11 protein-coding genes and 2 pseudogenes are annotated in these 16,457 nt (G+C 40.2%); 9 read left to right on the plus strand and 4 right to left on the minus strand.

The window, feature by feature from the left end; genetic code table 11:
* Position 1: 1 nt before the first annotated feature.
* The 3 genes from I6L31_RS14025 to I6L31_RS14035 form a co-directional block, all read right to left on the minus strand.
* A complete protein-coding gene (locus I6L31_RS14025; protein ID WP_227613797.1) occupies positions 2–1,315 on the minus strand; it encodes a cation:dicarboxylate symporter family transporter in 1,314 nt (437 codons plus the stop codon).
* A gap of 138 nt (positions 1,316–1,453) precedes the next feature.
* Positions 1,454–2,665: a pyridoxal phosphate-dependent aminotransferase gene (locus I6L31_RS14030; protein ID WP_005002893.1), complete on the minus strand. Its 1,212-nt coding sequence runs from the start codon at positions 2,663–2,665 to the stop codon at positions 1,454–1,456.
* Positions 2,665–3,327 carry an RraA family protein gene (locus I6L31_RS14035; RefSeq protein ID WP_005002895.1) on the minus strand — a complete coding sequence of 221 codons (663 nt, stop codon included), beginning with the start codon at positions 3,325–3,327 and terminating at the stop codon, positions 2,665–2,667. Before I6L31_RS14035 ends, I6L31_RS14030 begins: the two co-directional genes overlap by 1 nt.
* A gap of 256 nt (positions 3,328–3,583) precedes the next feature.
* Between I6L31_RS14035 and I6L31_RS14040 the strand changes: the two genes are divergently transcribed.
* From I6L31_RS14040 to I6L31_RS18590, 9 genes and pseudogenes are all read left to right on the plus strand, one after another.
* Complete coding sequence (locus I6L31_RS14040; RefSeq protein ID WP_004990907.1) at positions 3,584–4,489, plus strand: LysR family transcriptional regulator; 906 nt, start codon at positions 3,584–3,586, stop codon at positions 4,487–4,489.
* Positions 4,490–5,105: 616 nt separating this feature from the next.
* Positions 5,106–6,890 (plus strand): IucA/IucC family protein, encoded by a 1,785-nt coding sequence (locus I6L31_RS14045; protein WP_005002898.1) that lies wholly within the window; start codon positions 5,106–5,108, stop codon positions 6,888–6,890.
* A pseudogene (locus I6L31_RS14050) lies at positions 6,883–8,184 on the plus strand (lysine N(6)-hydroxylase/L-ornithine N(5)-oxygenase family protein); the annotation flags it as partial. The gene I6L31_RS14045 and the pseudogene I6L31_RS14050, both read left to right, overlap by 8 nt.
* A gap of 173 nt (positions 8,185–8,357) precedes the next feature.
* Positions 8,358–10,181 (plus strand): IucA/IucC family protein, encoded by a 1,824-nt coding sequence (locus I6L31_RS14055; RefSeq protein ID WP_005002904.1) that lies wholly within the window; start codon positions 8,358–8,360, stop codon positions 10,179–10,181.
* Positions 10,182–10,194: 13 nt separating this feature from the next.
* Positions 10,195–10,830, plus strand: a complete 636-nt coding sequence (locus tag I6L31_RS14060) for a GNAT family N-acetyltransferase (RefSeq protein WP_004990898.1) — start codon at positions 10,195–10,197, stop codon at positions 10,828–10,830.
* Positions 10,827–11,216, plus strand: coding sequence for a hypothetical protein (locus tag I6L31_RS14065; protein ID WP_005002905.1), 390 nt, complete (start codon positions 10,827–10,829; stop codon positions 11,214–11,216). The genes I6L31_RS14060 and I6L31_RS14065 overlap by 4 nt, the downstream gene beginning before the upstream one ends.
* The gene (locus I6L31_RS14070; RefSeq protein WP_005002907.1) at positions 11,195–12,442 is read left to right on the plus strand and encodes an MFS transporter; all 1,248 of its coding nucleotides are present in this window, start codon (positions 11,195–11,197) and stop codon (positions 12,440–12,442) included. The genes I6L31_RS14065 and I6L31_RS14070 overlap by 22 nt, the downstream gene beginning before the upstream one ends.
* 8 nt (positions 12,443–12,450) lie before the next feature.
* Positions 12,451–14,694: a TonB-dependent receptor gene (locus I6L31_RS14075; RefSeq protein ID WP_005002908.1), complete on the plus strand. Its 2,244-nt coding sequence runs from the start codon at positions 12,451–12,453 to the stop codon at positions 14,692–14,694.
* Positions 14,695–14,815: 121 nt separating this feature from the next.
* Positions 14,816–15,010 (plus strand): annotated as a pseudogene (locus tag I6L31_RS18590) (putative type VI secretion system effector); the annotation flags it as partial.
* 38 nt (positions 15,011–15,048) lie between these two features.
* Here I6L31_RS18590 and I6L31_RS14080 read toward each other — a convergent pair.
* Positions 15,049–16,452 carry an efflux transporter outer membrane subunit gene (locus I6L31_RS14080; RefSeq protein WP_005002911.1) on the minus strand — a complete coding sequence of 468 codons (1,404 nt, stop codon included), beginning with the start codon at positions 16,450–16,452 and terminating at the stop codon, positions 15,049–15,051.
* Positions 16,453–16,457: the final 5 nt, after the last annotated feature.

A 16,457-nucleotide genomic window follows, 5' to 3' on the forward strand; every position in this document is an offset into this window, starting at 1 on the left:
CTCAAGATTCCGAAGTAGGCTGAGCAACAGAAGGATTTGAATGTTTCATGCTGAGTAACGCTTGTTGATGACGCTCTTCGCTGAATTTTCCTTCCCATTTAGAAATTACTAACGGTGCGAGCGTATTACCTAAAACATTCAATGCTGTATTAGGCATATCCATCAGACGATAAACCCCTGCGATAAAGGCAATACCTTCGAGTGGAATCCCTGCACTGGATAACGTTGCCGATAAAATCACAAACATAAAACCCGGTACGCCTGCTGCACCTTTAGAGGTAATGACCATCGTCACCACCAGCATGATCTGATCTGCAAGCGACAAATGGATGCCATAAATCTGGGCAATAAACAGCGTTCCCAAACCAAGGAAGAGTGATGCACCGTCGAGATTAAATGAATAACCCGTTGGAACCACAAAGCTTGAAATACCGCGGTCAGAACCAAAACGTTCAGTCTTTTGGATCACTTGCGGCAATACCGTGGTCGAACTTGCACTTGAAAAGGCCAGCACCAGTTCCGCTTTCATAAAGCGAATCAGCTGGAAAATATTGATTCCGATGAATCGGGCAATCAGACCAAAGACAATGACAACAAATAAAATTGCAGTGACATAAGTTGTGCCAATCAATTTAAGCAGAGGCAACATGGATTCCATGCCGAAATTGGTCACGGTGACTGCGATCATGCCAAAGATACCAATTGGAGAATACGCCATAATCATGTGTGTCACTTTGAACATGGCTTCTGACACAGAAGAGAAGAAAGAAACCACAATGTCTTTTTTCTCGTGAGGTAAAGACGCGACGCCTAAACCAAACATCACAGCAAAGAAAATTACAGGAAGCAAGCTACCTTTTGCCATGGCATCGACAATATTGTCTGGGATGATATTTAAAATAACATGACCTAGACCATGCTTGGTTTCGGTGGTCGGTAAAGTATTCACATGCGCAGCAACCATCGATGAAAGGTCAGCACCTGCACCCGGTTTTACGACATTTCCAACCACTAGACCAATGATAATGGCTGTCGTGGTCACACACAGGAAATAAAAAATAGTTTTAGCACCCATGCGTCCCATGGATTTGCCATCGGAATGCCCCGCAATACCCACGACCAGACATGAAAAGACGATCGGGATCACGATCATTTTCATCAGTTTAATGAAAATATCACCCATCGGTTGGAAGACTTGTTCGATTAACCATTTATTATCGGAAGGATGAGTATTGAGGTAAAAACCCACTAAAATACCCAAGACCAAACCGATCATGATTTGCCAGACTAATGAAATTTTTGGTTTCTTGTTCATCATTCACCCCAAAAGGAGTAGGGGTGAGAGCATAAAGTGTTGCGCTGTCATCCGTGACGGCCTCTCCATACCTGCATCGGCTCGATTAGTTTGACATCGTGGTTATGCTCTCAACATCGTTAATAATAAAGAATACGATTAAGCGAGTTTTGCAACCGCATTCTTGATCCGTTGACATCCTTCTTCAATCACTTCGATTGAGCTTGCAAAAGAAAGACGAATAAATGGGGACATGCCATAAGCCTGACCACTGACCGTTGCAACACCGCCTTCGCGCAGTAAATATTCAACGACATCGGCATCCGACTGGATCACTTGCCCTTGAGGTGTGGTTTTACCAATCAGACCTGCAACATGGGCAAAGACATAAAATGCACCTTGCGGCGGTTCAAAATCAAAACCAGAAATTTGTTGAAGCAAATCGACCACACGCTGACGACGTGTTTTATAGATTTCCAGCATGTCATAAATGGGCTGTTGATCACCCACAAATGCAGCTACTGCGGCAGCTTGGCTGACCGAGCTTGGGCAAGTCGTAGTTTGTGAGATCAGTTTGGTCATGGCTTTGATTAACCATTCTGGCCCAGCGGCGTAACCTATACGCCAGCCTGTCATGGCATAACCTTTTGAAGCACCATTAATAATCAAAATACGATCTTTTAAATCAGGTGCGATCTGAGCCAGTGAAATATGCTGATGGTCGTCATAAACGAAAAATTCATAAATTTCATCTAGCATAATCAGGACATGAGGATGCTTTCTCAGCAGTTCTGCTAAAGCTTCAAGTTCCTGTTTTGAATACACTGCACCTGTTGGGTTGTTTGGATAATTCAACACCACCCAACGGGTTTTTTCGGTAATGGCTGGTGCTAGATCTTTGGCTGTAAGCTTAAAACCATTATCCTGACGCCCTTCAATCACCACGGGCGTCGCGTCATTCAAGGTAGCCAAATCAGGATAAGATACCCAATATGGTGCATGAATAATCACTTCATCCTGTACATCTAGCGTTGCTGCAAAAGCATGAAAAATAAGTGGCTTACCACCACTACCACATACGATCTCATTAATGCTGTAATCAAGCTGATTATCGCGTTTCAGTTTTTGGCTGATTGCCTGACGTACTGCGACTGTACCTGCTGCATTGGTATAGTGGGTATCACCTTTGCGCATCGCTTCAATCGCTGCTTGCATAATGTGCTCAGGCGTATCGAAATCAGGCTCACCAATGGTGAAGTTAATAATATCTTTACCTTCTGCGCGTAATTTATTGACCAGATCATTGGCAGCAATACTTGGTGATGGTTTGATCATCTGCAAGCGCTGAGAAATAAAATTCATGGCATTCATCAGAGGTATCCCTTTTCATGAAGTAGATCCATATACCACGATTGATTCTCAACACCAGACGCGATCATTTCTTTGACTTTATTTTCCTTGTCTGCATGTTTGGCGGCTAAGGCAAGTAATTCATCTTTGTGTGCATAAGGGAAAGACACCACACCATCTTCATCACCGACAATGATGTCACCGGGATTAACGATTTGACCACCGACAATAACAGGCACATTAATTTCACCTGGGCCTGTCTTAAATGGGCCGCGATGAGTAATCGAACGGGCATAACATGGTGTATTTTCAAAACTGGCAACATCACGAATTGCGCCGTCAATCACAAAACCAACACAGCCACGACGGATGCAGTCTAATTTGATCAGTTCGCCAATAATCGCGTTATTTTCATCGCCTTGAGCATCAATCACCAAAACATGACCGTCTTGCAACATGGTCATGGCTTTGTATACCAATAGGTTATCTCCGCCACGGACTTTTACGGTGAGCGCATTTCCGATCAGTTTTCCTGTTTTATTAAAACGTTGTAGACCATGAATACCGACATTACGGTTCATGTTGTCGCTGAGATGAGGCGTCACGACATCAACAAATTGTTGACGTTCTTGCTGAGTCAGTGGCGTTGCTGCGGGGTGAATCATACTGCCGGGTAATGACATGGTGGTATCCTCTAATTCTCAAAATCCATTGAAGATGATTTTTCCTCTTGAGCTGATACTAGCAATGCTTAAACAATATTTTTAGCGATATTTATCTATATTTTTAAAACACTTTTTTTCATGTTTTATTTTTTTAAATATTTTTTTATAAATAAAAACAGTGTCTTATTGATATTAAAACTTGTCCATTAAGTTCTGGCTATTTGCTATCCGTGATTAAAGGATTTATGTTGATCTCATCCAGAAGGAAATCAATATGATCACGTTTAAACAAATGGAAGCACTGACTTGGATTTGTAAGTTAGGTGGTTTTGAAGCGGCAGCAGATAAATTGCACATGTCACAGTCGGCGATTTCAAAACGTATCCATGAGCTTGAAAGCTCATTTGATATCGAAATTTTTGACCGAAGTAATCGTAATGCCAAACTCACTGAACAGGGTAGGGAGCTTCTGATTTATTGTCAGGAAATTTTGGAACGCCGTGATGTCATGCTCGAAAAAGTCAGCGATAAAAAAGTGTTGATCAGTCGTTTACGTTTAGGGGTGACTGAATTAACTGCAATGACCTGGCTACCAGATTTTATTGAAAAGATCCGACAAATTTATCCACGAGTACATATTGAGCCGACCGTTGAAGTCAGTCGGGTCTTATTTGAAAATATTATTAATGACCAGCTCGATATTATTATTGCGCCTGATATGTATGATGATGTTCGATTAAAATCACTTCCCCTTAAAAGCGTAGAAAATGTCTGGATGTGTTCACCCAAACTCATTCCAAAAAATAAAAATATTGATTTTGAACAAGCCAGCCGTGAGAAATTTTCATTTTTTGTTCAAGGCGCAACTTCAGGTACGGGCTTGATTTATGAGCGTTATTTTTTATCGCAAAAAATTACTTTAAATAAAAATATTATTTGTAATAGTTTAATGGCGCAATTAGGTCTGACCATTTCAGGAATGGGCATTACTTATTTGCCATTAAAGCCGTTAGAACATTTAATTAATAGCGACAAATTAAGAATCTTAAATTTCACGCCAAGATTACCCCTCATTAAATACAGTGCAATTTATCGTTCTGACCGTGATTCAGGAATTGTTCCAGAGATTGCAGAAATTGCGGTAAAAACCTGTCATTTTGACAAGTTTTTAATTGGATAGCTTTCATGATTCATTATGAATGTTCTAAAACTTGACTAACCCATAGGCTTAAATTGAATGATCGGATGAGCAATTGGTGCAGAAAAACTATAATTTTTGCCGTGATCGATCTGTGTACATCGAATAAATCTAGCCAAGAGCAGAACTGATTATGGTTTTTATATTTTTATAGGTTTTTAAAGGCTTCGAATCTAAGCTATCAATAAATACCAACCACTCATATTCACTCAAACCCCGTGAGTGTAATGAATTTTATGGAAATATATGAAGAACTTAATCACGCTTCTAATTTTTTCAAAAAATTTAATCCCTTGTTTTTGTATGGAATTTTAATCAAGAATCCCAATCCCGAGTCAAAATTTAATAGTTTTATATCATGAGAAATGTCAAATAATTGGTTACTCATAAAATTAATAATAGATAAAAATATCAAATGCTTATGTGAAATTTACCAAATTATAATAAAAATTCAATAAATTGCAAATGTAAATGTTAATTATTATCATTATTTTGTTTTTACTGCCTTTAAGCAGTGTGTTGTTTAAGAAAAATCAAAAGCTAATGTCAGTGATTCGTCAAAAATCACTTACTTTACTCTATCTTAGAGGATCTTCCGATGAAAGAGCTTGCCAATCGTTTGGCGATGCAACATCTCGTCAATGCTTATACGCAGGAAACTGGTAAAGGGCATTTACTCGAAAACTTTCAACAAAACTCTCCCCAACAAGTGTTTAGCCAAGGCTTGACCTTACTTGTAATTCCAGTTGAAAGCTTAAATGCTCAAGTACTGGTTGCTTTATCGTATGTGAGTCGAGTGGGTCGACATCGTCTGGCCGCACTGCCAAAGTTATGGATCAATCATCAATTTCGTGATTTAAGTATGGTGGCGATTGCCACCATTTTATTGGAAGAATTAATTTGTAATGAAACCAATAAATTAGATGCGGCATCACTCATTGAGCGATGGATACAAAGTCGTGATGCCTTGCAGCAGTTTTTAAACCATCGATCACAGAACTTAGATGCTTTAATTGATGCAGAACAAAATTTTATCGAGTCTGAACAAGCTTTGTTGTTGGGACACAGTATGCATCCAGCACCGAAAAGCCGTACAGGTTTTATTCATGAAGATTGGCATAAATTTTCGCCTGAATATCAAGGGAAAACGCCACTTCATTTCTGGTTGGTTCATCCAGATTCGATTGCCGAAGGGAGTGCAGAAGGGCAACTCATTTCTAATCAGCTTAAAGATTATTTGAAATGGCACATGTCTGAAGCGGATGGACGTCTTTTAGAAAACTACCCGCATTATAAATTATTGCCTTTACATCCATGGCAAGCCCGTTATTTGCAAAGTAAGAAATGGTATGGTCAGCTGAAGCAAAAAACGAGATTGATTGATCTTGGCTTACAAGGGGTCGATTTTTATCCAACCACTTCCGTGCGAACACTGGCCAGTTTTTCATCGCCGTGGATGCTTAAACCCTCATTGTCAGTGATGATTACCAATTCAATTCGGATCAATCTGGCTAAAGAATGTCATCGGGGGGAATTGACACATCGGTTATGGCATAGCGTTTTAGGCAAACAAATTCTCAAAAATTGTCCCACCCTTAAAGCGGTGAATGATCCTGCATGGATTGCACTGAGACTGGATGATGAAATCATTAATGAAAGTATTTGTATTTTTAGAGAGCAGCCTTTTAACCGCAATGATCAGATTACCTGTATCGCCTCGTTGTGTCAGGATCATCCCACTAAACCACTGAATCGTTTTAATGCTTTATTTGACAAAATCAGTCAGCAGCATCCGTCATTTACCCATCAACAAATTGCAATGAACTGGTTTCATGACTTTTTAGAAATTAGCCTAAAACCATTGATGTATCTCTACCATGAATATGGCATGGCTTTTGAGTCGCATCAGCAAAATGTTTTGGTGGAACTTGAAAACTTTAAGCCCAAAAATATCTGGTTACGTGATAATCAGGGATTTTATTATATCGAGGAATTGGCCGAGAAAGTTCTTCACCAGTTTCCCGAACTCAATGAAAAAGCGCATGCAGTTGGACCACAAAGCTTTGTGGATGAGCGTTTCAGTTATTATTTCTTTGGCAATACCTTGTTTGGGTTGATGAATGCGATTGCTGCGACGGGCTATGTGTCTGAAGACGATTTACTCGAATATCTGCAAAAAACCTTAATCGCATTATTAGCGCAATATCCGCAAAGTTCATTGTTAAAAGGTTTGTTGTACAAAGACAGCCTGCCTTATAAGGGCAATTTGCTGACTCGGTTGCATGAACTGGATGAGTTGATTGCACCTGTTGAGCATCAATCTGTGTATGTTGAACTACCGAATCCACTGATGATCAAACAAGAGGATTTACTCTATGCTTGATTTTATTGGTATTGGTTTAGGCCCTTTTAATTTAAGTTTAGCCAGTTTGCTGCAAGACAAAACCAAGCTGAACTATTTATTTTTTGAGCAAAAAGATCAGTTTGACTGGCATGCAGGTATGCAACTACCTAACACCATGCTGCAAGTGCCGTTCATGGCAGATTTGGTGTCGATGGTTGATCCTACCAGTCCTTATAGCTTTTTAAATTATTTAAAACATCAGCAACGGCTATATAAATTTTATTTTCTTGAACAGTCGCATATTCCAAGACGAGAATATAATCAATATTGCCAGTGGGTTGCGGCGCAACTCGATCACATTCAATATCAGTCTAAAGTCGTGGGCATTGAAGCCTTAGCTTCTGGTTTTCAGGTGACTGTTGAACAACATGGTGTTAAGCAGCATTATCGCTGTAAACAACTCGTGATTGGCACGGGTCATGTTCCTCACTTACCCGCTTGCTTATCAGCTATTGCAGAAATTCGTCCTGAACAATGCTTACACTCAGCGCACTATCTGTTTAAAAATAAAGCTGATTTAAATGGAAATGTCGTCGTTTTAGGATCTGGACAGTCTGCGGCTGAAGTATTTCTGGATTTATTTGAGCTGCAAAATAATCGGCCAGATCAAAATATTGAATTGCATTGGTTTACCCGTTCCAGTGGTTTTTTCCCGATGGAATATGCACCGCTCGGTCTGGAGCATTTTAGTCCAGATTATCTGCAACATTTTTATCAACTTGATGAAAAAGTGAAGAGCAGTCAATTGGCTCAACAAGCCTTGCTTTATAAAGGCATTAGTGCCAAAACCATTCGTGAGATTTATCACAGACTCTATCAGCGCAGCATTTCTGGACAGCCTTTTGCGACTCATTTGCATAATAGTTGCGAGTTAATCGATGCGACATCTTTAACAAATGGACAAATCCGTTTGCATTTTGTGCATAAGACCACGCAACAGGCGTTTTACTTAGATGCTGATCATGTGATTGCAGCTACTGGTTATCGAACACCCCAGTTAAGTTTTATGGAAAAAATCTCGTCGCTGATTGAGCGAGATTCGAAACATCGCTGGAAGATTACTCAGGATTATCAGCTTGTACATTCAGGCTGCGGAAACATTTTTGTTCAAAATCAGGAAATGCATAGTCATGGTGTGGGTACGCCAGACTTAGGGTTGGGCGCTTATCGTTCGGCAGTGATTGCCAATCAACTGGCTCAGCAGACTCTGTATGAGTTAGGCGATCAGCCGCAAACGTTCCAACATTTCGATTTGAGTCAAAATCCAAATATTCAATTTACCCATTCTGTCACAAACATGGTTGAGACTTGTCAGGACCAATCAGATCACAGCGGAGTGGAGGTGAGTCAATATCGTCGTCCCACAAATCATCTGCTGCATCTTCAAAGAAATAAATCCAAGCTGAAACAAGTCTTGTCCCATGTTTTTCAGTACGAGAAATCCCTATGAGTTTTGCACAGTTACAAATTAACCAGCAGCAATGGAGAGCAGCTGGACAGCGTTTAATTGAAATGGCGATTGCTGAATTTTTATATGAAGAAATTATAGAAGTTCAGGCATTAGGCAATGGATTGTATCAATTACAGTTGGCAGACCGAACTTATCAATTTAATGGTTATCGCTATTTATTAGGTCACTGGAATATTCAGTCAGGCTCTGTTCGTGATTTAACTCAGCTCAATCATCAAGCAGCATGGAATTTACATGAGTTTATCGTTGCAGCAGCGCAAGCGACTCAGGTTAAGCCATTTACGCAAGCTTATCTGATCAAGGAAATGAACAATACTTGGTTGGCAGAAGCACACCTTTTTGATGAAAAACGCTTAAATAGTGAAGCCGTTTTAACGGAATCGCATCATCGAATTGAAGGAATGTTACGTGGACATCCGTGGCTCATCATGAGTAAAGGCCGTATGGGCTTTGGCTATGATGACTATCTCAATGCCGCGCCTGAATTGTCACCTGAAGTGAAAGTATTATGGTTAGCGGTACATCGTGATCTGGCCAATTATCGTTTTAGCTCAAACTGGAGTGCAGCAGAACTTTATCAGTATGAATTTGATGCTAAAGAGCTACAACACTTTGCGCAAAAACTATCTGAAAAGGGTTTGAGTGTCGAAGATTATTACCTCATTCCTGTACATGCATGGCAATGGCATCAATGGTTAGTGGCAACTTATGCCAATGAAATTGTCGATCAAAAAATCGTTGAACTGGATATCAGCTTCGACAGTTTTGTACCGATGCAATCGATTAGAACCCTATGTAATATTTCTAACCCGAAACGGCATTATATCAAGCTTCCCGTCAGTATTTTTAACACCGCTGTTTATCGAGGCTTACCTTCAAAACGAAATTTGGCTGCACCTGCTTTGACAGGTTGGCTTAAAAGTATTTTGGCCAACGATGCAGACTTACAAGCAAGTGGAGTGGTGTTTTTAGGAGAAGTTGCGACTTTAACCATTCATCAGCCATGTTTCGATCGTATAGATGGCGTGCCATATCAATTTAAAGAATTGTTCGGCTGTTTATGGCGTGAAAGTGTTGATCCGTATATTTCTTCCGATCAGCAAGTATTGTCACAAGCCGCATTATTGCACCGCGATTTATCTGGCCGTTCCGTCCTTCAGACTTTAATCGAAGCATCTCAGTTAAAGCCGCTAGACTGGTTGTCGCAGTTCGCAAAGGTGTGTTTGACGCCGCTTCTGATCTGTCTTTATCGTTATGGATTGGCATTTTCACCACATGGCGAAAATACCATGTTGGTACATGAAAATGGTGTTCCCAAAGCTTTAGTTCTTAAAGATTTTATTGATGATGTGAATTTGGTTGATGAAGATTTCCCTGAGCTTAATGCTTTACCTGAAGAAGGGAATATTTTATTACGTCACAGTGCATTAGAGCTGAGCCATTTTATCTTTACTGGCTTATTCATGGTGCATTACCGCTATATCTGTAATGTGTTTTTAGAGGATTTTTCAGAATATAGCGAGCTGGATTTCTGGCAAACCATCCAAAACAGTATTCTGGATTTGCATCAATCACATCCAGAATTATCAGAAAGAATTGAAAAGTTCGCCATGCTGCGTCCTGAGTTCGAAAAAATTTGTCTTAATCGGGTGCGCTTATTTACCACAAGTTATAACGATGAAGTAGAACGTCCTGTTCCTGTTTTTCTTGATCCTATTCCAAATCCTGTCAGTGAAAAAACATTAGCAGACTGGAAGCGTCAGCTCCAAACCGAATCTAAAGACATTCAAATTGCCTAGTGATGAGATAAAAATGAATACGATTTCAAGTCAGCTTCCCGATTATTATGAATATTTTGAAGAAGGCACTCAATATTATTTGCGTCAGGTGCAATATCCACAGGATATAGCCCTACTACATAAATGGATGCACGAACCGCATGTGATTCCACAATGGCAACTCAATAAAACTGAATTAGAGCTACAGGTTTATTTTGACAAAATGCTGGCTGATGATCATCAACGCTTATTAATTGTTGGCATTGATGGGCAAGATGTCGGTTATACCGAAATTTATGAAGGCAAGCGTGATCGTTTGGGGCGCTATTATGACGGTCACGAGCATGATCTGGGTTGGCATTTGCTGTTTGGTGAAAAATCAGCTTTTGGTAAAGGATATTTACGTCCGACCATTCGATTATTAAGTTTTTATATTTTTGAACATGCGCAATCGATCAAGATCGTGGGTGAACCTGATCATACCGTTAAACCCTATGCGGCGGTTGTAGAAGAACTATGCTATGAAGCGCAGCGCTTGATTCCAATGGCTGAAAAAACAGCAATGCTGTATTACTGCTATCGCGATAAATTTTATAACAAATTTGAAGATGATCTGATTCGCTCGCAATCAGTTAAGAAACAAAATCTAGCGGCAGAATATAGCTCATGAGCTTAAGTAGTCATTATATCCAGATCCTTGATATGCAGTTTTCAGGTCAGGTGTCGAGTCAGGAATTTGAAGATTGGCTGTCGCAGATACAGGTTTTTCTGGATCAGGGACGTGCTTTTGTCCTCATTATGCAAACCTTACCACAGACTGAATTTCCCGAGGATTATCGGGAAATTCAGTCACGTTGGTACAAAAGCTATAAGTCACTTTTTTTCCAATATTGTTTGGGATTGGCTCGTATTGCACAGGATGAAGATGATCGTATTCGTCTGGATACACCAGCTTTACAGCAGGCTTGGCGAGTGCCTTATTTTGTAAGTTTATCTAAAACAGATGCACTGGATTGGGCCGTGCAGAGGTCATTATGCAAGACGCAAATCACATGACAAACCAAAAACAAATCACAGCAGTCTCGGCATTGGGACTGGGCGTAATTGTCATTTTATATCTAGCGCATGCTTTACCATTGTATTTTTACAATGTGGCATTGCCTGCCATTTTGCGACATCAAGGGGTTGATCTACGCTGGATTGGCATGTTGTCACTGCTCTATATTCCATGGGCTTTTAAATTTTTCTGGGCACCCGTACTGGATCGGTTTTATCTGAAAAAACTGGGAAAACGCAAAACATGGTTGTTGTTTACGCAACTGGCATTAGTTGCAGGAGTGATCATGCTCGCGATGACTCAGTTTAATTATGGGATATGGATCTTTGTAATCATTGGTTTGTGGATTTCTACTTTTGCTGCCACACAGGACATTGCGATAGATGGCTATACCGTCGAGACATTAGCTGAGTCTGAGTATCGTTTGGGCAGTATGGCACAAAGTATCGGCGTGGCTTTAGGCAGTATGATTGGGGGTGCTGCAACCTTATGGCTCTATCAACATTATGGCTGGAAAGTTGCCTTGTTGACTTTGGCGGTATTAACCGCACTCACCATGTTGGCTATATCGCAAATTAAAGAACGTCCACAGCAGACGACATTCAAACAACCGCCAAGTTTAAGAAATGCCTTTAAACGCCCAGAAATTCGTTGGGCTTTGCTACTGATCCTATGTTATCGCTTTGTTGAAGCACCTGCCATGGCCATGCTCAATCCTATGCTGATAGATCAGCAATGGTCTTTGACTGAAATCGGGGTGTTGATGTCGGTGTTCGGCGCATTAGTCGGATTGTTGGCAGCAGTCACGGCCGCTTTTTTACTGAAAAAATTGGCAGCAACCCAACTTTTGATCTGGGCGGGTTGGTTAAGAACTTTTGTCTATGCCGTCATTGGCATCGCTATTTTACTCAGTTGGTTTGACGTCTGGCACGGCTTATTGGGTTTATTTGTGATTGTCATTTTGGCGATTCGTTATATCGCCATGACGGCTCTCTATGCGTATTTCATGCAGAACAGTTCAAAACAACAGGCGGGTACTGACTTTACCATTCTGGTGTGTTTTGAGTTGCTGGTTTATTTCTTAGGAGGTGCTTTTTCTGGCTTTTTAGCCAAAGGATTGGGGTATGGCAATTTTTATATCGTGCTTGCCATTGCTTCAGTTTTAAGTGTCATTTTGTCTCAGATGATTGTTAGAAAATCAAAAACGAACCCCACTCTTATTTAGGGATTATCATGAAACATCGTTCATTTGCTACATCTATTACTGTATTAAGTCTTGCTGTAAGCGGTCAGCTTTATGCTGATACACAAGTATCGGGGGATACACAGCAGTCTGTACAGACCACCAAACAGTTAGCACCAATCGTCACCACTGCGACACGTTCAGCACAAAGTATTGCTGAAATCGCGGGGACAGTGCAATCGATTGATCAGGCTCAAATTCAGCAACAAGCCGCCGCGGGTCGGAAAATTGCCGATATTTTGGCTCAATTGATTCCTTCACTTAGCCCAAGTAGTGGCACGACCAGTAACTATGGTCAAACCATGCGTGGACGCCAAGTATTAGTCATGGTAGATGGCGTAGCTTTAACCGGCTCAAGAGATGTATCGCGTCAGCTAAATAGCATTAGCCCAAGTTCCATCGAAAAGATTGAGGTTGTTTCTGGAGCTTCGAGTATTTATGGTTCTGGAGCGACAGGCGGTATTATTAATATTATTACTAAACAGGCTGCAAAAGATGGGCTAAATTTTGAAACAAAGCTGGGTGTGACTTCAGGCAATAATTTTAATCACGATGCATTGGCATATGAAGCATACCAATCTGTCGCTTTTAAACAGGATGATCTGAGTGGATTTTTAGGTGCTGGCTATACGCAACGCGGTGAGATTCAGGACAGTCATGGTGACAGAATTGGGCCTGAAATTGCACAGACTGATCGACAAGATACCAAAACTGTTGATGTAAATGGACGATTAAGTTGGCAAATGACCAATAATCAGAAGTTAAGTTTTGGTACACAGTATTATGAAGATAAGCAAGACTCTGATTATGGTCCAGATTATGGTCCAAATTATGCTGTATTGAGAGGGGCGCAACCGAGCTTAAAAGCAATCAAAGGTCTTGAATTAGATGATCAACCATTCACAAAGCGTTATTCGGTCAATGCGCAATATCAAAATACAGACTTTCTAGGTCAAGAACTGAATATTGAAACGTACTATCGTAATGAAAAAGCACGATTTTTCCCTGCATTATTAACTAATTTTATTCCGTATAACTATTATTTGGCATATCAGTCTGAATCAGATATTGATGTTGCAGGTATTCGAGCGGCAGTAACCTCAAAGTTCAATGTTGCGAATCGTAATCTAGGTTTAACTTATGGTATAGATTATGACCATGAAAAGGATAAGCAAACTGCTGATCTTTATAGTTTTAGTAATAACGGTTTAAAATATACTAGCACTGGGCGCAGTTATGATTTTGGTCCAGAGGCTACTATTAAAAATCTTGGTGCATTTATTCAAAGTAATTATGAAGTAAGCAATGCTTTGAATCTTCAAGCAGGGATTCGTTATCAACGTATTGATAGTGATACTGAATCATTTAAACCTACAGTTGTTGCGATTCAAGGTGATTTACTTGGTCAACCAGTTGCTTCTGTAGCAGCGGGTTCTGTTGATCATGATAAGACCCTGTTTAATTTGGGAGCAGTATATAAATTCAATGATCAACAACAAGTTTTTGCTAACTTCTCACAAGGTTTTAGTTTGCCAGATATTCAACGTGTTTTACGTGATGTCTCAGCAAGTTATGTTGTTCGTTCAGGGAATGTTGATCCAATTACCGTTAATAGCTATGAGTTAGGTTGGCGTTTACAAGGAGAGGATGGCCTAAATCTGGGTCTAACTGGTTTTTATAATACTTCAGATAAAGTTGTTCAATTTAATACTGATCGTACTGTAACGGTTGCAGACACTGACCAACGCATTTATGGTGCTGAAGCAAATATTACTGTTCCAGTGGTTGAACAATTTACTGTAGGTGGAACATTGAGCTATACCCGTGGTCAATATAAAGACTCAAGTAATGAATGGCGTGAGTTAAATGCATTACAGATTTCACCAGTTAAGGGAACAGTCTTTGGTGAATGGAATGATGGTAATGGTAATAGTCTTCGCGTACAGACTCTCGCAATCAAGGGATCTAATAAAGCCTATAACGATTCACTAGAAGCAACTTATAATGCAAATGTTCGCCCAAATACAGCAACTAAAATTAAAGGTTATGCTGTTATGGATGTGATCGCAAATGCTAAAGTTGGACCTGGTACTTTGAGCTTTGGTGTCTATAATGTCTGGAATACAGATTACAAAACGGTGTATAGCCAAGCCGTTGTACCTGTTTATGGGGCGATTTCAAGTCTACCTGCTCAAGGTCGTACTTACGGTCTGAGTTATAGCGTTAAATATTAAAAGATTTTAAGACATTAAAATCTAATGTCTTAAGTTTTAATGAAAAATCGAGTTGAGTCATTCACTCGATTTTTTATATGTATAAGGTGCTGATCATAACAAGGATCGTAAATTGATTGAGGTGATCTATTTTAGTTTCCAAAAATCTGATGAAATTTTTGGTGAATTAGCCGAACAAATATTTGAAAAATAAGGTTTTTAATATTCAAAAGAACAGGATTTTTATAGTGAATTTTTAACGGATGAAGTTGTTCAGATGAGTGCAATGAAATATCCTAATAAGCTAAAAGATCAAGATTCCTATCCAGAAGATTAATTGATCAGAAAAATAAGCCACCGAAGTGGCTTTTTACTTCAAGGTAATTGTGATATCGGCGAACCACCCAATGCTTGCATCAAAGTGACATAAGCATTGTATTGATTCTGTTTGGTATTGACTAAACTTAATCTCGCTGCACGTGTCGTTTCTTGTTGATCCAGTAAGTTTTTCAACGCTACAGCACCATTGCGATAACGGACGTCAGTTAAACGCTCGGCTTTTTCAGCCAGTTCCAGATTACGTTGTTGTAATTGGACTTGTTGATTTAACTCAGTACGCGCCGAAAGTGAATTTTCAACATCGGCAAATGCCTGATACAAAGTTTGACGGTATTGAATAATGGCTTTTTCATAATCCAACTGACTAATTGCAATATTCTTTTTCATATCATTATATTGCAAAAAAGGTAAGCTCAAACTAGCACCTAAAGTCAGGGCAGGGTTTTTGATTAACTCAGTCAAAGAGGTACTACTCGAACCCAGATTTCCAGTTAAATTGATAGAGGGATAATAACTCGCAGTGGTGGCATCTTTGTTTGCTAAACTTTCGCGTAGGCGTAGTTCTGATGCCCTTAAATCAGGACGGCGCGATAATATATCCGAGGGTAATCCTGCTGCAATCTGCGGTAAGCTGACTTGAGGCAGACGTTGGGGCTCTTGCAAATTTAACTGTTGTACAGGAATATGAAGTAACACAGCGATGGCAGTACGCGTTTCCACCAGACTTTGCTGAATTTGACTTAAATTGGCTTTTTGACTTTGTACCGATTGCTCGGCTTGAGTCAGATCTAAACCTGAAACAGCGCCAGCTTTATATTGGCTATTCACTAAACTATACAGTTTCTCAGAAGTTGCCAGACTTTGTTTCGCCGTTGCTAGGCTTTCATTCAGATAAGCCAGTTGCCAGTAGAGTTTTGCGGTTGTTCCAATCAAAGTTTGGGCAGTCGCCTGTAAATCTTGTTCAGTGGCTAAAGCTTCCCATTTTGATGCTTCCGTCTGACGTGCCAATTTACCAAATAGATCTAGTTCATAGCTGACACCTGCATTTAAAGATAAACCTTGTGAGCTGTCATCACCTGAGTTGAGATCAATTCGATGTCCGGCAGAAACCCCTGAACTGACGCGTGGGCCTTGTTGATCGGCTGCTAAACCGGCTTTTAAACGGGCCTGTTGGATTGCAATTCCAGCAACAGCCAAGTCCGTGTTTTTGGCAATGACTTGATCGACCAGTTGATTCAATTGTGGATCACCAAACAATGTCCACCAATGATCTGCATAACGGTCAAAAGTTGTATTTTTAGCAGTTTGATCATATTGGAACTGTTGTGGCGTTTGTACGGTCGGTGTTTGATAGGGCGTTTTAACAACAGCAGCACAACCAACGAGGGTAGATGAAGCGATGATGAGAGCACATAACGGGGTTAATTTAGATAATGACATAATGC

This window comes from Acinetobacter septicus (genome assembly GCF_019355975.1).
GTDB classification, from domain to species: domain Bacteria; phylum Pseudomonadota; class Gammaproteobacteria; order Pseudomonadales; family Moraxellaceae; genus Acinetobacter; species Acinetobacter ursingii.